Source organism: Nocardioides pollutisoli (assembly GCF_040045055.1).
GTDB lineage: Bacteria > Actinomycetota > Actinomycetes > Propionibacteriales > Nocardioidaceae > Nocardioides > Nocardioides tweenelious.
The window spans coordinates 2,788,910-2,808,457 of the sequence record NZ_JBDZDU010000001.1; the positions used below are offsets into that span (position 1 = coordinate 2,788,910).

Annotated in this window: 18 protein-coding genes; 14 read left to right on the top strand and 4 right to left on the bottom strand. The window is 62.5% G+C overall.

From position 1 onward, the window contains the following. Nucleotides 1–184 precede the first annotated feature (184 nt). From ABLE68_RS13640 to ABLE68_RS13670, 7 genes are all read left to right on the top strand, one after another. Complete coding sequence (locus ABLE68_RS13640; RefSeq protein ID WP_348872022.1) at nucleotides 185–2,701, top strand: DEAD/DEAH box helicase family protein; 2,517 nt, start codon at nucleotides 185–187, stop codon at nucleotides 2,699–2,701. Between the two features lie 2 nt (nucleotides 2,702–2,703). Continuing rightward, nucleotides 2,704–4,719, top strand: coding sequence for an N-6 DNA methylase (locus tag ABLE68_RS13645; RefSeq protein ID WP_348873274.1), 2,016 nt, complete (start codon nucleotides 2,704–2,706; stop codon nucleotides 4,717–4,719). Between the two features lie 114 nt (nucleotides 4,720–4,833). Beyond that, a complete protein-coding gene (locus ABLE68_RS13650) occupies nucleotides 4,834–6,144 on the top strand; it encodes an SRA domain-containing endonuclease (protein ID WP_348872023.1) in 1,311 nt (436 codons plus the stop codon). 345 nt (nucleotides 6,145–6,489) lie between these two features. Beyond that, complete coding sequence (locus ABLE68_RS13655) at nucleotides 6,490–7,815, top strand: Fic family protein (RefSeq protein WP_348872025.1); 1,326 nt, start codon at nucleotides 6,490–6,492, stop codon at nucleotides 7,813–7,815. 163 nt (nucleotides 7,816–7,978) lie between these two features. Beyond that, nucleotides 7,979–8,536, top strand: coding sequence for a recombinase family protein (locus ABLE68_RS13660; protein WP_348872026.1), 558 nt, complete (start codon nucleotides 7,979–7,981; stop codon nucleotides 8,534–8,536). A 117-nt stretch (nucleotides 8,537–8,653) separates the two neighbouring features. Beyond that, nucleotides 8,654–9,298: a hypothetical protein gene (locus tag ABLE68_RS13665; RefSeq protein WP_348872027.1), complete on the top strand. Its 645-nt coding sequence runs from the start codon at nucleotides 8,654–8,656 to the stop codon at nucleotides 9,296–9,298. Between the two features lie 51 nt (nucleotides 9,299–9,349). Continuing rightward, nucleotides 9,350–10,801 (top strand): ADP-ribosylglycohydrolase family protein, encoded by a 1,452-nt coding sequence (locus ABLE68_RS13670; protein ID WP_348873275.1) that lies wholly within the window; start codon nucleotides 9,350–9,352, stop codon nucleotides 10,799–10,801. A gap of 14 nt (nucleotides 10,802–10,815) precedes the next feature. On the opposite strand, the gene ABLE68_RS22320 is transcribed toward ABLE68_RS13670, so the two are convergent. Beyond that, complete coding sequence (locus ABLE68_RS22320) at nucleotides 10,816–11,061, bottom strand: helix-turn-helix domain-containing protein (protein WP_425475630.1); 246 nt, start codon at nucleotides 11,059–11,061, stop codon at nucleotides 10,816–10,818. A 92-nt stretch (nucleotides 11,062–11,153) separates the two neighbouring features. On the opposite strand from ABLE68_RS22320, the gene ABLE68_RS13675 reads away from it, so the two are divergent. The 3 genes from ABLE68_RS13675 (at nucleotide 11,154) to ABLE68_RS13680 (ending at nucleotide 13,136) form a co-directional block, all read left to right on the top strand. Continuing rightward, a complete protein-coding gene (locus ABLE68_RS13675; RefSeq protein WP_348872028.1) occupies nucleotides 11,154–11,768 on the top strand; it encodes a hypothetical protein in 615 nt (204 codons plus the stop codon). Nucleotides 11,769–11,816: 48 nt separating this feature from the next. After that, on the top strand, nucleotides 11,817–12,053 hold the full coding sequence (locus tag ABLE68_RS22325; RefSeq protein ID WP_425475631.1) for a helix-turn-helix domain-containing protein: 237 nt from the start codon (nucleotides 11,817–11,819) through the stop codon (nucleotides 12,051–12,053). Between the two features lie 348 nt (nucleotides 12,054–12,401). Next, nucleotides 12,402–13,136, top strand: a complete 735-nt coding sequence (locus tag ABLE68_RS13680; RefSeq protein ID WP_348872029.1) for a type I phosphoribosyltransferase — start codon at nucleotides 12,402–12,404, stop codon at nucleotides 13,134–13,136. 242 nt (nucleotides 13,137–13,378) lie between these two features. Here the strand turns inward: ABLE68_RS13680 and ABLE68_RS13685 are convergent, their stop codons facing one another. The 3 genes from ABLE68_RS13685 to ABLE68_RS13695 all read right to left on the bottom strand — a co-directional run bounded on the left by ABLE68_RS13685 (nucleotide 13,379) and on the right by ABLE68_RS13695 (nucleotide 16,958). Further along, entirely contained in the window at nucleotides 13,379–14,893 is a 1,515-nt protein-coding gene (locus ABLE68_RS13685) for an ATP-dependent nuclease (RefSeq protein WP_348872030.1), read from the bottom strand. Between the two features lie 179 nt (nucleotides 14,894–15,072). Continuing rightward, complete coding sequence (locus ABLE68_RS13690) at nucleotides 15,073–15,402, bottom strand: hypothetical protein (protein ID WP_348872031.1); 330 nt, start codon at nucleotides 15,400–15,402, stop codon at nucleotides 15,073–15,075. A 17-nt stretch (nucleotides 15,403–15,419) separates the two neighbouring features. After that, nucleotides 15,420–16,958: a recombinase family protein gene (locus ABLE68_RS13695; protein ID WP_348872032.1), complete on the bottom strand. Its 1,539-nt coding sequence runs from the start codon at nucleotides 16,956–16,958 to the stop codon at nucleotides 15,420–15,422. A 64-nt stretch (nucleotides 16,959–17,022) separates the two neighbouring features. On the opposite strand from ABLE68_RS13695, the gene ABLE68_RS13700 reads away from it, so the two are divergent. Genes ABLE68_RS13700 through ABLE68_RS13715 form a run of 4 tightly spaced genes read left to right on the top strand, consistent with a single transcriptional unit; the run spans nucleotide 17,023 to nucleotide 19,527 of the window. After that, nucleotides 17,023–17,529: an ATPase, T2SS/T4P/T4SS family gene (locus ABLE68_RS13700; RefSeq protein WP_348872034.1), complete on the top strand. Its 507-nt coding sequence runs from the start codon at nucleotides 17,023–17,025 to the stop codon at nucleotides 17,527–17,529. Beyond that, nucleotides 17,529–18,383 (top strand): type II secretion system F family protein, encoded by an 855-nt coding sequence (locus tag ABLE68_RS13705; RefSeq protein WP_348872036.1) that lies wholly within the window; start codon nucleotides 17,529–17,531, stop codon nucleotides 18,381–18,383. The genes ABLE68_RS13700 and ABLE68_RS13705 overlap by 1 nt, the downstream gene beginning before the upstream one ends. Continuing rightward, entirely contained in the window at nucleotides 18,380–19,321 is a 942-nt protein-coding gene (locus tag ABLE68_RS13710; RefSeq protein ID WP_348872037.1) for a type II secretion system F family protein, read from the top strand. Before ABLE68_RS13705 ends, ABLE68_RS13710 begins: the two co-directional genes overlap by 4 nt. Before the next feature lie 11 nt (nucleotides 19,322–19,332). Beyond that, nucleotides 19,333–19,527 carry a hypothetical protein gene (locus ABLE68_RS13715; protein WP_425475632.1) on the top strand — a complete coding sequence of 65 codons (195 nt, stop codon included), beginning with the start codon at nucleotides 19,333–19,335 and terminating at the stop codon, nucleotides 19,525–19,527. Nucleotides 19,528–19,548 lie beyond the last annotated feature (21 nt).

Sequence of the window (19,548 nt, forward strand, 5' to 3'; positions counted from 1 at the left end):
TTGCACGACGCAACGTGCGTCGCAAGCCGCGAGAGTGAGACCGGCGGTGGTGCACGGCCAGGTGGGTCGGAGGGCAAATGCCGTCGTGCGGTCGCGCTCTCTGAAAGTGTTGCCCCATGGTTCTCTCTAGATCAGCGCGCCCCGTAAGAGACGGGGCCCGTGCGGTCGACTGGTCGGTCTCATCATGACTCGCGACGAGGCAACGACGCGTCGCGACTTGATCGACCCGCTTCTGCACGATGCCGGTTGGTCGGATGGGCTACTTGATCGGGAGTACCGATATAAAGCCGGCCGGGCGTTCCTGATTGGCGACGACGTCCACAGGGACGTCCCACAGTTCGTCGACTACGTCCTCCGTGAGCGTCCAGGCGGGTCTGCACTCGCCGTACTCGAGGCGAAGGATGAAGGGCATGCGGTTGGTGCGGGCCTTCACCAAGCAGTGGCGTACGCAACCGACCTCGGGGTCCCAATAGCGATGTCATCGAATGGGCACGGGTTTCTGATTCAGGACCTACGTACTGGTTTCATCACAGAGTCGTCGACTCCGCCCAGTCCGGCCCAGGTAGTCGATTGCCAGAGCAGTGCATTCGGCCAACCCGAACCAAATCCTCTTCGCTCTCCGGCCCTTGTTGATCGCCCGCTGAGATACTACCAAGAACGAGCGATCAAGATTGCCGTTGAAGCAGCGATGACTGGCCGCCGACGGGTCTTGTTGAACCTAGCGACCGGCACGGGCAAAACTGTCGTCGCTGGCAATATCGTCTGGAAGTTGTGGCGAACCAATACCTCACGGAAGACGCTATTCCTGGTCGACCGTCTTGCCTTGCTCTCGCAAGCCTATAACAGCTTTGCGGCATTCGGAGACGCGCGTGGCGTCGTCGGAGAAGACGACGAGTTGCCCATGCTGCGCGATATTCATTTCGCCACCTATCAGACACTGTATAGCACGCGAGGCGGTGCCAAATTATTTGAGTCATATCCTCGCGACTACTTTGATTGCGTGGTAGTCGACGAATGTCATCGTTCAGGGTATGGGGATTGGCGTGCGATTCTTGAACATTTCGAGAGTTCGGTTCAGATCGGATTAACCGCGACGCCGAAACGTGCCGATAATCTCGACACCTACGCGTATTTCGGAGCTGAAAATCTGGATTCTAACGGTCAAGGACAGGCCGACTATGAGTATTCACTTTCGCGTGGAATCGAGGACGGCTTTCTTGCCACTTACCAGGTACTCCAGGTCTCCACGAACATCGACCAGAGCGGTCTGCATATCACTCGAGAACTCGAGCTTGGTGCGGAACTCTTTGTGCCGGAAGATCTGACAGTTCGAGATGCATACTCGATGCAGCAGTTTGAGCGGGAAATATCGGTTCCGGATCGCACGCGAGTGCTGACCGAACACCTTGCTTCAAAGATTAGAGAATGGGGACCGCACCAGAGGACCATCGTCTTCTGTGTCTCGGCCGCGCATGCGGACACCGTTCGTACGCAGTTGCAGAATCTATTGGGAGTACCAGAGGGTCTCAATAGGTACGCGGTACGGATCGTCTCCGAAGAGCGAGATGCCGCCGCTCTCCTCGAGGAATTTCAGAATCGTCGAAATCGACAACCTCTATTGGCAACTACGGTTGACCTTTTGAGCACGGGGGTAGACATTCCCAGCCTTCGCAACGTTGTCTTCATGAAGCCGGTGTCTAGCCCGGTCGTATTCAAGCAAATACTTGGTCGCGGCACCCGACTCGATCCAGACTCCCAGAAACTATTCTTCAGAGTCGTCGACTACACAAATGCAACGAGACTTCTGGACGCTTGGGACCTGCCGTCTCCGCCTGACGACGAGAATCTGATTGGTACCGCAGTTCTGTCGGTCCATGTCGTAGCGGCCGACGGCGCTGCCGTGGCAGGTGCACGTGTCGCAGTCAGCTTCGGCCGGCGGACCCTCGGACGAGGATCTACGGGACCTGATGGGACGTGTCGCCTCGCGAACTTGCCGCTCGGCGAACTGACCCTTCGGGTCAGTGCTGCCGGGTTTTCGCCGTTCCGTGGGCCTGTGAGTCTGACCGAGCCGTCCACGGAGACGCACCTCACGATGTCCACTGCAGAACGTGCGCTCGGGAGAGTGACAATTTCCGGCGTCGAGGTCACCCTGTCGTCGGAGGTCACACTCAATCTGTCTCCCGATGGCCGCCAGCTCACCGTCTCCGAGTACGTCGACCTCGCTGGGCGGCGTATCCGCGAGACTTTGGACGAGGGCTCGGCCACGCTCGTCGAACTATGGCGGGACCCGGACTCACGAAGTCGCCTCAGGGCGGCCTTGCGAGAAAGGCAAGTGGATCCTGACCTGCTAGCTCTTGTGCTGGCTCGGACCGACGTCGATGGTGTCGATCTCTTGGCACACGCTGCTTTCACGGCACCGTTGCGGACCCGTGACGAACGTGCGAGTCGCGTCGAGGATCGAGCGGACACGGTCATGCCCGAGCTGTCGGTCGACGAGCAGTCAGTGCTGCGAGCGTTACTCGACCAGTACCGCGTCGGCGGCGTGGACGAGCTTGACTCGGCCGCCGTCTTCCGGACGCCTAGCCTGCAAGCGATTGGTGGCCTAGAGGCAACTGCAAGGCTCTTGGGCGGCGCGGGGGAGGTGCGCCGTATCCTTCAGATCGCTCGGCTCGAGCTTTATAGGAACGGTGGCGTCGCTTGAACATGCAGGAACTGCAGCGAATCGTAAAATCGGCGAGCGACAAGATGCGCGCTGACGACAACACAAAGGGTACAGCGAAGTACCTCGAGCACTTCTCGTGGCTGCTATTTCTAAAAGTCTTCGAGCAGGTCGAGGATGACAAGGAGCTTGTTGCCGAAGTCGACGGCGTCAGCTATTCGCGAGTTATCGAGTCTCCCTACAAATGGAGCGACTGGGCGAGGGGGCAATATAGCGGCGATGAACTGATCGAGTTCGTAATTAACGAGCTTTTCCCTTACTTGCGTGCCCGTAATGAGACTGATGCGCATCGAAAGATTGCGCGCCTATTTGACGGCGTTAGCGTCGTGATGAAGAGCGGTTACGTACTGGCTGAGGTCCTGAAGATTGTTGACAGGATTGAGTTTCGGGAAAATAGTGACTACCACTCCATGAGTGTCATCTATGAGACGCTGCTTGCTCAGATGGGCAGCGACTCGGGTTGGTCCGGCGAGCATTACACGCCGAGGCCTCTGATTGAGTTCATGGTGGACATCGTTAATCCTCAGATCGGGGAGCGTGTTCTCGATCCCTGTTCCGGTTCCGGAGGCTTCCTCGTCGAGGCTTTCGAGCATCTCCAACCGCAGGTCGCCACTACTCAGGACGATCTGGTACTTCACCGAAGCTCGCTTTTCGGTCAAGATTCGGGCGAATTTCCATTTCTTCTTGGAACCATGAATTTGCTGCTGCATGGCGTGACGGAGCCGAATATTGAACACCGGAATGCGCTCGAGAGGGACATTCGCCACATCACGCAAGCGGAACAGTTCGAAGTAATTCTTACAAATCCACCATTCGGTGGTGCCGAACATCCTCAGGTTCAGCGGAATTTTCCCATCAAGAGTAGTTCGACTCAGCTTCTCTTCATGCAGCTGATACTCGCGAAACTCAGGGACAGCGGTCGACTTGGCGTCGTACTTCCCGAGAGCTTCCTGAGTAACGAGGGTGTCTTCGCCGGATTCAGAAAGCAGATGCTTGAACAGTGGAACGTTCACACGATCGTGAGCGTACCCGCCAAAGGAATTTGGTATAAGGACGTCAAGACGGACTTGGTATTCATCGATGGTCCCGGTCCAACTGAAGAGATTCTGTACGTAGAGATTCAGCCTCCTGCGGGGGCGAAGAACTTTAGTCGGGTTCGAAAGCCTCTGACTTCGGAGGCGATGGCGCCGTACGCCGCCATCGTTCGCGAGCGCATCGAGGGGGAGTCATCGTGGTTGGTGGATGTTGCTGACCTCGGCGAGGATTGCGACCTAAGGCCCATCAAGCCGGCCGGTGAGTCCCCCTTGACCCTGCAGGACGCGGCCGAGCGCCTGGAACGCGTTCGCGAGGCGCTGCCAAACCTCACGGCGAGTGTTGGGCTGCTGGACAACACCCTCGGATTCGATCCCGGGGAACAACTCGAGGGTTACGAGACGCGGCCGCTCAGTTCCTGTCTGACTCAGAGACGCGACGCGGTCCGTGTGGTCGACGACATGAACTACAAGCGGGTCCGGGTCTCGTTCCATGGGCGCGGCCTCTTTCTCCGTGACGAAGTGCTCGGACGTCAGATCAAGACGAAGACCCAGTACCTAGTCGAGGCTGGACAGTTCGTCGTAGCGGAGATCGATGCTCGACTCGGCGGTATGGGAATGGTTCCCGAGGAGCTCCATGGCGCGATCGTTTCGAGCCACTATTTTGCTTTCGATCTAGACGAGTCTGTGTGCCGGCCGGGGTGGTTGGCCCTCCTGTCTGAGTCTGAGTTCATTGCGGGGAGCCTGTCGGCGAAGGGGGCGACCAATTACGCATCGGTTCGGCCAGACGACATTCTTGCTTCGTTGGTGCCGATGCCTGCTCCGGTCGAGCAGGATCGGGTGCTGTCGCTAGTGGAGGCCGCGAGCGCCGGACATCGTGCGGCGCGGAAGATCAGTGACGAGTTGGAGACGATCCTTCAGGAGGTTCGGCTCGGCTCGCTTGCTGGTCAACTGGCTTCGCGGGAGTAGGTAACTAGGCCGCCCAAGTCGGGGAACGGCGCGGGCACGTCGGGGTTCTACCTTCGAGTCCGGTGAACCTGGTCGACTCAAGTCCGGGTGACTCGTGGTGTGGGAGTATGCCCCGTGCCTCTCACCCAGCAGGCCGAGCTGCGGCAGATGATCCTCGAGACTCTTGCCGGCCTTCCAGGTGGTGCCGGGCGGCGTAGGGATGTCTTGGTAGCCATGAATCACCGATTCCAGCAACATTGGACCGTCCAGGATCTACAACCTCCGAGTCAGCGACCGCACGAGGCAAACTGGATGAATCGCGCCAGTTATGAACGTATGGACATGGTTCGAGAGGGTTTGCTTCGACCCGATAGCTCGCCTGGGATCTGGGCCCTGAGCGCTGCTGGATGGGAAGTTGCAGGGGGAAGCACACCCTCCCCAACGACTGTCAGCTGGGATCTTGGTCCAGGCGATGATCTGAATCGCGCTGATCGGGCCGAGCTCTACGGGGGTGCGGAGCGCGGTGGGATCCAACCGTCGAGCACGAGTCCCAATGTCTTCCTATACTCCGATCCCGCGGCGGGAGAGATCTACGGCTACACGTATGACGGTTGGGATCGAGACGCCGACGTCTTCCTGTACACAGGCGAAGGCCGCAGCGGCGATCAACGGATCCGGGTAGGCAACAGGGCGATTGTCGACCATGTCGTGGACGGACGTGCGCTGAGGTTGTTTGTGGCCGATGGGTTCGAGTCCACATCTTCGGCCAAGCGCCAGGTGTACCTCGGCGAGTTCCAGATCGATTCATTGCTTCCGTTCGTTAGGGCCGAGGCCCCTGACACGGAAGGTGTGCTTCGCTCCGTCGTCGTTTTCCGCCTGCGTCCTGTCGGCGCCTTCCTCCGCCGACCGCAGGACGTGAGTGCGATCGGTGATGTTGCGGATCGAAACGAAGCCATGAGTGAGGCCGTCGAACCCACTCAGCTCCGCGAGGCCGCAACCTCCGTGGAGGACGACTCGACTGAGGTCGAATTGGAAGCGGACGGTGCTGCGACATTCCTTGTCTCTCCGGTGGCGCAGGCGGAGGGGGTTCGTAGAGAGGCTCTACTCACCCGCCGGTTCAGGGTGTTCATGAGCTCCCAAGGACGGACGCTGCGCAGATACAGGGTCCGGCCGGCGGGTGCAATCGCACCGCTCTACACCGATGTCTACGACATCGATGGGCGCGTGCTGTACGAGGCAAAAGCTGCTTCCACGCGTGAAAACGTTCGTATGGCGATAGGTCAGCTTCTCGACTATCGGCGACTCGTTCCGAGCGACTCGCGGCTCGCCATCCTCGTCCCTACGCCGCCGGCCGACGACTTGATTGCCTTGCTCGAGCAACTCGGCATCGGGCTTGTCGTTCAAGCAACCGAGTCTCGTTTCGAATGGCATCTCGGCGAGATGTAGGAGATGGGCAGGTGCTGTGCGACAAACGCTGAGGTATGCCCGGTACTGCCGCCAGCATCGCTTCTCCGCCGTCTTCGAGCCGCACATTCGCCGCCTCCAGTCACCCTCGTGACGATTCGACTCGCGGGTGCGGCTCTGGTCGTTTTCACATGAACTGACCGTAGTGGGATCCGACGGATCGCGCGACTGGTACGTCCTCGCTCTGGTGGAATTGGCTTCCCTATCCGAGCGCGCGCAGCGCTTCGGCGCGTACGCCTAGGCCCTCCGGTAAGTGCCGAACCAGCCAACGACACCCTCACACGCTTACCTCGTGCGCGAACCGGAGACTACGGGCACACTCACTCTGTGATCGACCTTAAGGGCACGCCGTACCTTCTGAGCGACCCGGGCATCTTCGACCGGCAGCGTGAGCTGTACGAGCGGGTTGAGATGCTCCGCGCACAGGGCACTTTGACCGATGCCACCCTTCGAGCCCACTTCGGAAACACTCGGTTCGAGCAGATTGCGGAGTCCAATGGCATCGAGGGAAGCACCCTCTCTGTCAATGAGACACAGCTGGCGGTACTGCAGGGCATTGCAATATCGGGTCACGACCCCGCCTTCGCTCGCGACGCACGTAACTTGGCCTCGGCCCTGGAGCGAGTTGTCGAGTTGGCGCGATCCGACGAGCCGCTGGACATCCCACGGCTCAACGAGATCCACTCGCTGATCCTCGGCAACAGTGCGGGCTCCGGACTATTTCGGAACGAGCCGATTCGAATTTCTGGAGCTGATCACCGACCACCGAAAACGTGGAAGGAGGTCATGGCGGCTATGGAGGACTGGGAGAGATGGTCAATGTCGAACCCGTCGGTTCCTCCGGTCCTGCGAGCTACGGTGCTGCACACCTGGCTCACGCACATTCACCCGTATCTCGACGGTAACGGTCGAACGGCAAGGGCCATCATGAACCTTGAGCTAATCCGTTCGGGCTATCCCGCTCTCATCGTGCGCCGCAAGGATCGCGTTCGCTACTACGAGGGACTGGCGGAGTCTGATGCTGGTGGAGACCTCAGCAGCATCGCCGAGCTGATCGTGCAGCGCGCTGAAGACGCCCTGCTCGCGTTGGAACGAGCCGCCAAGGTTGGGCAGGACTACGACCTCCTACGGGCTCGAATAGCAGCTCAGAACACGGAGCGAGTCGAGATCTGGAACTCGGCCGTCAGGCTGTTGCACACTCTGATCCAGCAAGGCCTGACTGATGCGTTTCAGGGCGTCGCGTCGACCATCGTGAAGTGGTACGACGGTTCCCTGAATGTCGACGACTACCTCGCAATGACCGAAGGAAACTCGGCTGGCAATTCCTGGGCTTTCAGCATCGAGGTGCGAACGATTGCGGGGCAATCCGTTTCGTACCTCGCATGGATCGGCTACCGATCCTCCAGGTTGCGCGATGACTTCGAGGGGCGAGGCGGGCCGAGTGTGTTCTGGTCTAAGCGCGCTGAATCTGGACCGTATCGCTGGGTCAGGACGACCGCGGAAGCACCAGGTGCAGCTGAACTCACGCTGGAGGTCCCCAACGTCGACCGGTGGACCGTCCGTGACAGCGCCGGTCGAGTCGAGCGATTGCTTCCGACGGAAATAGCCTCGCGCATCGTCCTGGACGTTGGACGCCGGCTCTCAGATAGTTGACGTCGAATCTTCTCAATAACGTTCGTTATCGGACACTCGGCACGCCGTCACGATCTGTGGGCGATCGGGGGTTCACAATCCGTGTGCGCAATCGCTGTCGCAGAATGATCGGCTCTCATGGATTGTGCTAACCTGACAACTGTCAAGTTGTCAGGAGGTGGCCGTGGGCGAACTGGTCGGATACGTACGAGTGAGTACTACAGATCAAAGAACTGACTTACAGCGCGCCGCACTCGAGGAGCTCGGATGCGTGCGGATCTTTGAGGACCAGGCGAGGGGAACTCGGACCGATCGTCCCGAGTTGACCGCCGCCCTGGACTACCTCAGAGCGGGCGACGTTCTGGTGGTCTGGAAGCTCGATCGCCTGGGGCGGAGTCTGAAACACCTTGTCGCCGTCGTGGCCGAACTCGAAGAGCGCGGAGTCGGGTTCCGCTCCGTGACTGAGACGATCGACACGACGTCATCGACCGGGAAACTGATTTTCCATATTTTCGCGTCCCTGGCCCAATTCGAGCGTGAGTTGATCGTCGATCGAACGAAGGCCGGCCTGGCGGCTGCCCGTGCGCGCGGTTCGCGCCCAGGGCGCAAGCCTGCACTGAGCAGTGACCAAGTCGCGATTGTTCGTGGCATGCATGAAGCCGGGGGCCACACTGTCGCGGCAATAGCCAACGTAGTTGGAGTCAGTCGCGCGACGGTGTATCGCACCATCAGGACGTCATAGTCATCGTCGAGTTCACTTGGGCTGGCCGGAGCTACTGCCTGTGTGCTCTCGGCGCCCAGGTCGGTCGGCCGTGTTCTGATGACGATGATGCGGAGCGATCACGACGGGGGACATTGGATGATGGGCTACGACGACAATCTTCGGGCATTCGACAGTCACGAACGCGGAATCCTTCTCCAGTGGATCGCCGGCCAAGACTTCATTCTCTCTGACGAGGTGCGTAGGACGATCGGGGCAGCGATCGAGCGAGTCATCCCTGAAGCGCCATTCGTCGCTATGGACTACACCCTCGACTGGCTCTACGCGGCGGTGCGCACGACACACGAGGGCACTGAGATCGCAACGAGGAGACCATGGCCAGGTGGCAAGCAACTGACGGCTTCCCCGGAGGACATCGACCTCCTGATTGCTTGGGAAGACAAGGACGGCCCGCACACGATCCTTGTTGAGGCCAAGGGCTTCACCGGGTGGAGCAACTCGCAGATGACGAGCAAGGCTGCACGCCTTGCCGCGATCTTCCCCTCAGACCTCGCAATCTCGTTCGATGTCCACTTCGTCCTTGCGGGGCCCAAGAGGTCCCCAGGGCTGTCGACCGAAGGTTGGCCGGCGTGGATGAGTCAGAACAACCGCGTCCACTTTGTGAACATCCCAGACCCCGGTACTAGGTACTCAGTCCAACGCTGCGACTCCGATGGACGCCCCACCAAGAGCAACGTCACGCACTGGCAACCATGGGCGCGGAAGTGGCCCCAATCCCTCTAGCGGCCGAAGTCGCAGAGACGGCGCAATTGAGGAGACGGTGTGAACGCGACAATGTCCTCCGCACAGACTGACCGGGCCTGCGGCGTTCTCCTCGGGCAAGCCTGCGGCGATGCTCTCGGCGTCCCATATGAGTTCGCCAGACCTCCTGCCGCTCATGAACAGGCTCAGATGAGAGGCGGTGGTCTCGGTCCCTACGCACCCGGTGAGTGGAGCGATGACACGCAAATGGCCGTCGGCATCGCACAGGTCGCTTCCAGTGGCGCCGACCTAAGCAGTCCAGGTGCTCTCGATGAGATCAGCGAGTACTTCCTGCGCTGGCGACGCGAAGGCGCAAGCGACATCGGCGTGCAGACCAGCACCGTGCTCAGCAGCGCCTGGTCCGACGAGGGGTCGCCATCCAAGCGACTTCGAGACGCCTCGCAGCGCTACGCCGAGCAGCATCCGCGCAGCGCAGGGAATGGCGCGCTGATGCGCACCGCCATCGTCGGGATCAGCGCCCTAGATGATCGAGACGCCACCGCGGCGAACGCTCGAGCCGTTGCTGAGTTGACGCATGCAGATCCTTTGGCCAGCGACTCATGCGTCCTCTGGTCCGAGGCGATCCGCATCGCTGTCCTCGACAAGCGATTGGACCTCCGGAGCGGCCTCGACCTTCTCCCCGCAGATCGACGCAACCAGTGGGGGGACTGGATCACCGATGCTGAGACATCCGCTCCTAGCGGCTTCACGCCGAACGGCTTCACGGTCACCGCGCTCCAAGCAGCATGGTCCGCCATCATCCAGTCCGACCCTGCTAACAGGAACTCCAAGCGGCAATTCGACTGCGAGCATCTGCAAGACGCACTACATGCGGCCATCCGTATCGGGAACGACACCGACACGATCGCTGCCATCGGCGGGGGACTCCTCGGGGCCTTCTGGGGCCAGTCGGCGATACCGCTTGCCTGGGTTCGTCAACTTCACGGCTGGCCCGGTCTGCGCGCTCGGGACCTTGTACGTCTCGCGGCTCTAACGGCCACCGGAGGCGTCCCAGACAGGCAAGGCTGGCCACAGCTGAAGCACCTTGAATACGGTGTGCCGCCTCGGTCCGCAGCCACGCTCATCGCCGACGACGAGGTTCTGCTCGGCACCGCCAACGCCACCGGGCACGACGCCACCGCACTGGTGTCCCTGTGTCGACTCGGCACTCAGGACGTCCCGGCCCCAGGGATCAAGGCACCGGATCACGTCGAAGTTCGGCTCCTCGATTCTGATGCACCCGACGCCAACCCCAACCTCGGCTTCGTCCTTGCAAACACAGCCGAGACCATTCGCGACCTTCGGCAAGAAGGTCACCGAGTGCTCGTCCACTGCGTTCGAGCCGAACAACGAACCCCCGCCGTCGCCGTTGTCTTTTTGAAGCTGATGGGCTTCCCGGTGGACGAGGCGAGCGCTCAGGTAGCTCGTGCGCTACCCGATAGCCGTCGAGTCGGGCGTGTCTGGGTTGCAGCGACCAATGCTTGAGCTGCAGCGCCTGGTCAAACGTCCGTCTTGAAGAGCTCGACGAGCGGAACGTGGAATGCGTTAGCTATTTTTACCAGCGAGTCGAGGCTCGGATTTCTTGACCCGGTCTCGATCCCACTGATGTACGGGCGATGCAGATCGGCGCGGCCGGCAAGGTCGAGCTGACTCCACCCACGCTCATGGCGCAGTTCCGCTATGCGCGCTCCAAGGAGTCGGCGGTGTGCCGTTTCCTCGTAGGCGGGTTGCCGGCGCGAGGTCACACCTCGACCGTGACGTCTCAGTGCCGCCTGAGCGGTCCACTATAAGTTACTTTTCTGCCTTGAGCGTTCTCCGCCTAGAACAGGAGACTCAGATGAAGTACGCCATCACGAGACGGGTTTCGGTAGCTACCGGCGCAGAGCCGGACGATCCCTCACCAACTCACCTTGAGTGCGGCGAGACCTTGACGTTGGTGCTTGGCGAAGATCCGCTACTACCTTCGTCTAAGTGGCAGTGCCTTTCCTGCCTCACGACTGGCGCCTTGGTGATCTCCGAGGACTTTTCGCCGCGACGACAGACTGCTCTTGAACGGATGAGGCCACGTTGGGAACGCGGTACCCCGACATGGCGCGTCGATGGCGATCTCGAGCAGACCTCCACCTGGCACGACACTCTGACCAAATTCTTCTCGCGCGGGATCTGGGTGATGAGCTCGCACGACGACTCGCACTACACGATCGCCGACGACAGTCCCTTGGTCCTCGGCACCGAAGTCCGGGTCCGAGCAGGGGAGGACGGACGAAGCCAACTCGAAATCGCCGACTCAAGCGACCGTCGATGGCATCTCGTCACTGACATCGTCGCCATCCGGGAGTACATGCCCGGGATCCTGGTCGCGATCAGTTCGACCGGCATGTGTGTGCGGCTGGACTCCCACCTGACCGTGGAGGATGAGCAGTACCTAGCGGGGGCGCGCGCGACATGGTGAAGATGAGCCTCGTGCACCAGTCGGCAGATCTACAGCAGGGGGAGCCCGGTGACCAAACCTGACGAGGCACCTCGGCTGGCCGAATGGCTGACGGCAACCGAGGTTGCAGACCTCTTCGGTGTGTCCCGACAGACCGTAAATCAGATGATCGCGTCCGGAGAGTTCCAGAGTCTCCACGTCATCGGACCCCGGTCGCGACCGCAGTACCTGGTTCGTCGAAGTGAAGCTGAGATTCTGAAAAACCAGCGTGAGTTCCCGCGGGGAAAATTGAGATCTGAATTCTGATTCTCAGAAATTAGAATCGGGATCCGGCTCCGGACCCCGCGCCCGTCTGAGGCGAGCTCGGACAACATGAACCCCGCTCACACCCTTGCGGGAGTTGAAGACGACGACTTGGCGCCCAGATATATCCCGACGGCGATCGTCCCACTCCATCGCAGGTCAGGGATGCGGGCCAGTCGCCTGATCCCGATGGCACCTCTTGGACAAGAACCATCCAACTCCAGCTCCATGGCCGTACGTAGTACATAGGCATCGGCTCGTGAGCGAAGCGAAACGGTTCCTACGGTTGGACATTCTCCAACCGTGTACGTCCGTTTGTACGGTCTTCTATGTATTGATATGGAGTGTGTGATGAGGGTGCTCAAACCTTTCGAACCTGATGGGGAAGCGGGTGACAAGTTCTTTCTGAAGTACTGGGAAGGGCTCGAGGAAGAGATCGACCAAGGCCTGCTCGATCCGACCCAGGACCTGGTCCCGGTTAACCCCGCGCCCGACATCGTCATCAACTCGTTCGTCGTACGGCACTCAAGTGGTCTTACCCGTCCGCCGGGGATCTCGATGCCGAACCTGGTGCTGACCGGCGGCGACGAGATCTACGCGCTGTGGTTCTTTCCCGTGGTCAGGCCGGAAGAAATTTCTGAGAAGTCCGGCAAGCCGAGCGGGCACAACGCGTTCTTGATGGTGCGGCACATGTATGAGGTCGTGCTTGAAGGCGTACTCCTCGATCAACTGCCGTCGCCGTACTTCTATCCCGAGGCCGCGCAGTGGCGGCCTCCGTCGAGCGCTGACTCACTGGCTTCGATGCGTAAGGAACTGCAAGCAGCTGGCCGCTGGGCGCCGATGCCGCCGGAGTTCATGTCGCGCGGGGGATCGTCGACGAGCGAGGCCAAGAAGCGGGCCGCTCGGGACAACGCGGTGATCGCCCGGCGGAAGCGTTCGGATCTTGCGATGGCGCGTTACGAGCGGATTCGAGAGGCTCACGCGTCTGGGCTGAGTCTCGACGAGATCGCCGGGGAGCTGGACTTGAGCAGGGAAGCCGCGAGGAAGCTCTTGGAGCGTTCGCAGCGTGCCAACGTGCAAGGTTGAACACGAACGACGCACCGACTAATCGCGTCGCAGAATTGCCGCCTCCACACTGACGAACCACGCCTCGGCGCGCGAACGACCATCTCAGGCGGTTCGCGGCGTTCAGACGGTCGGTGGGCGGCGAACGGTGGGAGGGCCCAGTCTTCGAGGGCGACATCACTGTCGAGGTTACGTCCCCCGATTGATCCCACGGACTGAATGCGCGAGATCCTTACGCCTGAGTCTTATTGCCGATTTCGACTTTAGTGAGCGGCTACTGACTCCTGCACTGAGCGGAGGAGATCGATCAGAGGTCGAGCGCTCTGCTCGAGTTCAGCTTCAGCGTCGTCGTTGCCCACAGCCCACGTTCGAACGGCCCGCACAAGTTCGCCCTTCATGCGCATCGCCCGCTGTCGATCCCCTTCTGCTCTGATGGCTTCCACTTGGTCGGAGAATCGTGCCGGGTAGAACTCCTCGATGTTGTTCCGGTCGAGCGTCCGAAACCGATCCGGCGGCCAAGCGGAGAATCGCTCCCGTAGTTCCCCGATTGCATCGCGGCCGGCACGATCGCCGTCGGCGATGACCCACGCCAGTGGAGCATCGGTGGACAGGTGGGCGAAGAGCAGCATTGAGTGCAAGCCGTCAAGACGTCTCGCAAGGTTGCCAGCGCCGTTTGCAGAGACCGTACGGAGGATCGCGAGCCGCGGTGCGAAGAGCGGAATGATTACATCGCGAACGAAGGTCTCACCACTGGCTTCCTCCATCAGAAGCCACCCGTACGGCGCGGTCTGCTCGTACCCGAGTTCGCGAAGGGCTTCCTCGCGGTCGAGCGAGTCGGAAATCGGGTGATACGAGCTCAGCGGAAGACCCCTGTCATCGGCGCCGACTTCGACCCGATAGATCCGCGTCCCAAGCTTGGCTCCAAGTTCACGCAACACGATGTCGCTGTGCGTTGTGATCAGGAACTGATGCCCATCGATAGCGGCCTCGCCGAGAACATCCAGCAAGGCGCGCAGCGCCCTCGGGTGTAGGTCGTTCTCGGGCTCCTCGATCAGGAAGAGTCTGCGCCCCGGTGCGGCCAGATCGGTCATCATTGCAACGATGCTGCTGACGCCCTCGCCCATGCGTGTTAGTGCGATCCCGTCCCCCGACGACACCGCTTGGCCGGGGATCTGACCGTCGTCAACGAGATAGGTGGAGACCTCGATGCCCAGCACGCGGTCTACGAGTTCTCGGTACCGCCTGCCCTCCGAGTGCGCTCCGGTCGCCAGGCTTGCAATTCGCGACGTCAAGTTTCGGTCGGTCGTGTCGACCTCTTGTGCGAGGTCGCGTCTAACTGCCGACTCGTATTGGGCACTCTTCCGCCGGGAGAAGAACGGCACCGTCAGATGGTCAGGACGTCGCGACGGAATCTGCACTACCTGTGCCGCCCGCTGAGAGTCTCTCGGCCAGTCCAGTGACACGCCGAACTCGTAAGCGTCCTTGTCAGCCGTCAGAGTCACACCGTCCCCAAGCGGGTATCGCCCGTGACGCAAGATTGTGGAAACCGCCGTGGGCGGCGGATCGCTAATGGCTAGGACGACTTGGGCGCGACCAGTTCCGATACGGATGTCGTCGGGCTCAGCACGTCCGCCACCTTGGACCATGTGCACGGCGCGTAGCAGGGACGACTTCCCTGCGTTGTTCTCGCCGATCAGGAGAGTGATCGGCCCCAGGTCAATCTGCCCACTTTCGCGGATCGAGCGAAAGTTGCGCACCTCGACGGATTCAATCGGCACCCCCGCAGTGTGCCGTGTCCGGTTGCTCAGAGTCGCGTTTCCGCGACGTGCGTTCCTCAATCAAGCGGTTTGGACCGTTCTTGAGGCGTCCCCGGCACGACCTCCGAGCGAATTGGCGGCGCATCCGACCGCGATCTGCAATTGGACCTCGTCGGCGGTCTGAGGTTCTTCGATCAGCGTCATCTCTCTACTTCGGCAGCATGCAGGCGACCTTCACTTGAGCGAGGCACGAGGTTCGCGGCCCGATGGTCGCGGCGCCGGTCGACCTGGTCGTCCGCCTCCGCCGCATCGACGAGCAAGGCGTGCGGCGTATCGACGAGATCGCCGGTATCCCCGGTCGGGTCGAGAACGACGTGATCGAGGTCGAGCCGATCTTCGAGCGGCGTGGCGATGATCTGCAACTGTCCGGCGGGCTCGGGCTCGGGCTCGGCGTCGGCATTGGACTGACGCTCGTGACGAGCGCGTTCTTCCTGCCGCGTCGCGCCCGTGACGACGTACGACGCCGTCACGCCGGAGCTAGCTTGCGTTAGTTCATCCATTCGCAGTCCGACCAATCTGGCGGTTCTGGCGCGCCGGTGATCGGATCGATCCAGGTGACTATCACTCGTGCAGCGGCGGTTGACTTGGTTGGGCGCACCCCTTTCAGGGCCGGCTGCACCTCGATACGAAAGAGCGCTCGAATGATCTCGCGCTTGCTGTTGAGGTCGAGCGAGGCGAATCCATGACGGACTTGGTCCTTGACCTCGGCGGCCAGCTTGAAGGACGCCTTCCCATCTCGAACGATGTTGACCTGGTTTGCCAGCATTGCGGCTAGCGCCATCCGCTGTGTAATGCCCGAGAGACGATCCTCTAGCTGACGTCGCTCGATGTAGAGACCCTCGAGTTGTCGGAGGCGTGACTCCGGAGAGATTTTCGACGTCTCGATCAGCCTCTCGTCCCCAACGATCTGCTCGAGACGAGCCTTGACCCGCTGCGCTTTGTCTCGTTCTCCAGCCGTCAGCTCGAGCATCGATGCACTGGGAAGGGTTAGGCGCGAGTAGAGGGCCTCAGTGATGACGAAGTTCGCAGTTTCATAGTCGACGCCAAGGCGGCAGCCGGCCGCGCCGCACTGGTAGGTGAGGTACTTCCGACCGGCTCTGGAGGTCGTTGAGGCACCGCGCATCGATCCGCCGCACTTGCCACACCGGAGGATGTGCGAGAGCAAGTGCCGGCGGCCCACTTGACCCCGGTGACGGATACGACTCGGGTCCTCTAACTTGATCCGGAGGGCGCGGAAGTCCTCCTCGTTCACAAGCCCTTCCCACGTGCCAGGGGAGTGTTCGATGGCCGTCCGCCGACCCGTCACAGAATCAATGACTGTCCGCTGCCGAATGCCGGCGTTGCTCCAGCGCATGAGTAGGGCGCGCATCGAGGAATAGCCCCACTTGCCCCCTCGAGGCGCCGGAATCTCGCGGTTGTTCCAGTCAGAGATCAGGGAGCCAAGGGACCCGCCGGCCAGGACGTGCTGTACCGCCAGTCCGATTTCGGGTGCCTCCAGATCGTGGGGTGTCATGTCGCGGTTGAACCCGAAAGGTCGTGGCCCACCGGGCTGCGGTCGACCTTCGCGAAGCAACTGCTCGTGAAAGACCTTCTGTCGTTCCTTCTTGTGTTCGATTTCGTACAGCGCGACCTGAGCCGCAATTCCAGCATTGAGTACGCCAGAGGGAGTGGCGAGATCGAGCGGGTATCCCGCCCACTCCTGGTGTACGAGGATCTTGCGCGTGCCGAACACTCGACTGACGCGAAGCTGATCGATGGGATGTCGGTACAGCCGGTCCGCGTGCCGGACGATCACTGCCGAAAAGAGGCCCGCGTCGGCATCACGGAGCAGGCGCTCAAACTCCGGCCTGGGCTTCGCCTCGGGATCCGAGGCCGGTCGCGAGTTGTCGCAGTACACATCGAACACAACGAACTGCATCGCCTCCGCGATCTCGCGGCAGGCACGTTCCTGGTCGGCAACGTTCTCGCCGGTCTTCTTCTTGTCGTCACTGAGTCTGAGGTACAGCGCACACATCTTGGGCTCCATGTACTACGTACGGCCTCCCGCCTGGCTCTGACTAGCTTCATCGCAGTCCGGTCACCCCGACTGGGTGCCGTTGCAGACGCGTCAGTCCGGGCTCGAGGGCACGGGCGAGATCCGTCTGCGCGACCTGGTCAAGGAGAGCCTGCGGATGCGGCCCAGCCGGATCATCGTGGGTGAGGTCCGCGCCGAGGAGTGCCTCGACCTGCTGCTCGCCCTCAACGCAGGACTGCCGGGCATGTGCACGATCCACGCCAACAGCGCCCGCGAGTCGCTGGTCAAGATGTGCACGCTGCCGTTGCTGGCGGGCGAGAACATCTCGTCGCGGTTCGTGGTCCCGACGGTGTCTGCGTCCGTGGACCTCGTCGTCCACCTCGGGATCGACGAGCACGGCGTACGCCGGACGAACGAGATCGTCGGGGTGCCGGGCCGGGTCGAGAACGACGTGATCGAGGTCGAGCCGATCTTCGAGCGGCGCGGCGGCGAGCTCCGTCGGGCCGGCGGGATGCCACCGCACCTCGAGCGCTACGAGCGCCTCGGCATCGACATCCACCGGGTCATCGCCGGAGCCTCGTGATGGGCGCGTTGGTCGGGCTCGGCGTCGGCATCGGGCTGATGCTGGTGTGGAGCGCGTTCTTCCTGCCGCGACGCCCGCGCGACGACACGCCTACGCCGTCGCGCTGGAGCCAGGTCCTGCGGCAAGCGGGTCTCGAACAGGTGTCGGTCACCGGGTTCGTCGTCCTCTCGGTCCTGTGCGGAGCAGTGACGACGTTGGTCGTCGGGCTGATCTCCGGCACCCCGCCCGTCGCGGTCGCCTTCGGGCTGATGGGCGCCTACCTGCCGGTCGGGGTCGTCACCGGTCGCGCCCGGCGACGCCAGCGGGAGCTCGCCGAGGTCTGGCCCGAGGCGGTCGACAACCTGACCTCCGCCGTACGCGCCGGGATGTCGCTGCCCGATGCGCTCGCGGGCCTCGGGGTGCGCGGGCCGGCGCCGCTGCGACCGGCGTTCGACCAGTTCGCGCTCGACTACCAGGTAACCGGTCGGTTCGGGGAGTCGCTCGACCGGCTCAAGGACCGGCTCGCCGACCCCGTGGGCGACCGCGTCGTGGAGGGACTGCGGATCGCCCGTGAGGTGGGCGGCGGCGAGCTCGGCCGGCTGCTGCGCAACCTGTCGACCTACCTGCGCGAGGACGCTCGCACCCGCTCCGAGATGGAGGCCCGGCAGGCCTGGACCGTCAACGGTGCTCGGCTCGCGGTCGCGTCGCCCTGGCTGGTCCTGCTGCTCATGTCGTTCCAGTCCGAGGTGATCCACCGCTACGCCTCGCCCACGGGTGTGTTCGTGCTGATCCTCGGAGCCGTTGCCTGCGTGGTCGCCTACCGGCTGATGATGCGCATCGGCCGGCTCCCGACCGAGAGACGGATCCTCTCGTGACGCCGGCGATGTGGGGCACCGCCCTCGGCGGGCTTTTCGCTGCCGGGTTGTTGCTCGTCGCGGCCCGGGTGCGGACGATCCGGCGTCCCCAGCTCGCGCTGCGCGTGCTGCCCTACGTCCGCGACGTACCCCAGCTCGGCCGCACTCCCAGCGCTCGTACGCCGTCGGCTTCGCCCACGATGGCCGCGGCCGGAGTCTTCGGGCCGGTGCTGCAGTCGGCGGCCGACGTCGTCGAGCGGGTACTCGGTGGGGCGACCTCGGTCCGCCGTCGACTGGAGCGGGCGGACCTGCACAAGACCGTGGCGGAGTTCCGGGTCGAGCAGGTGCAGTGGGGCCTGGTCGGCTTCGCGGGCGCAGCCGCCGTCGGGATCCTGCGGACCGTGACCCATCCCGGCTCTGTCGGGCTCTGGCTGGCGTTCTGCGCCTTCGCCTTCGCCGCCGGGGTGCTCGCGCGCGACACCCACCTCACCAGCCAGGTACGCCGGCGCGAGCGCCGCATCCTCGAGGAGTTCCCGACCGTCGCCGAGCTCCTCGCCCTCGCGGTCGCCGCCGGCGAGAGCCCGGTCTCCGCGCTCGATCGCGTCGTACGCCGCAGTGGCGGTGAGCTCTCCACCGAGCTCGGCCGGGTGCTGGCCGCGATCCGCACCGGCGAGCCGGTCAGCGTGGCCTTCGACGAGCTGGCCGCGAGCACCGGCCTGCCCCTGGTGTCGCGGTTCGCCCAGGGCGTCGCCGTCGCGGTGGAGCGGGGCACCCCGCTGGCCGACGTGCTGCACGCCCAGGCGGCCGACGTCCGCGAGGCCGGGCGCCGCGAGCTGATCGAGGCGGCTGCCCGCAAGGAGGTCCTGATGATGGTGCCCGTCGTCTTCCTGGTCCTCCCGATCACCGTCCTCTTCGCGTTCTGGCCCGGCGTCGTGGGCCTGCACCTCACCACTCCCTGAGGAGGGGAACCATGGAACACATCTCGATGACACTGGCCCGGCTCTGGCTGGTCCTGACCGCACCGCACGAGCGCGACGAGCGCGGCGACGTGCCGGGGTGGGTGATGATCACGGTGATGACTGCAGGCCTGGTCGTCGGCATCACCGCGGTCGCCGGTCCGGCCCTGCAGGACATGGTGACGTCGGCGCTGAACCAGGTGAAGTAGGCAGCCGTGCCATGGCGCCGA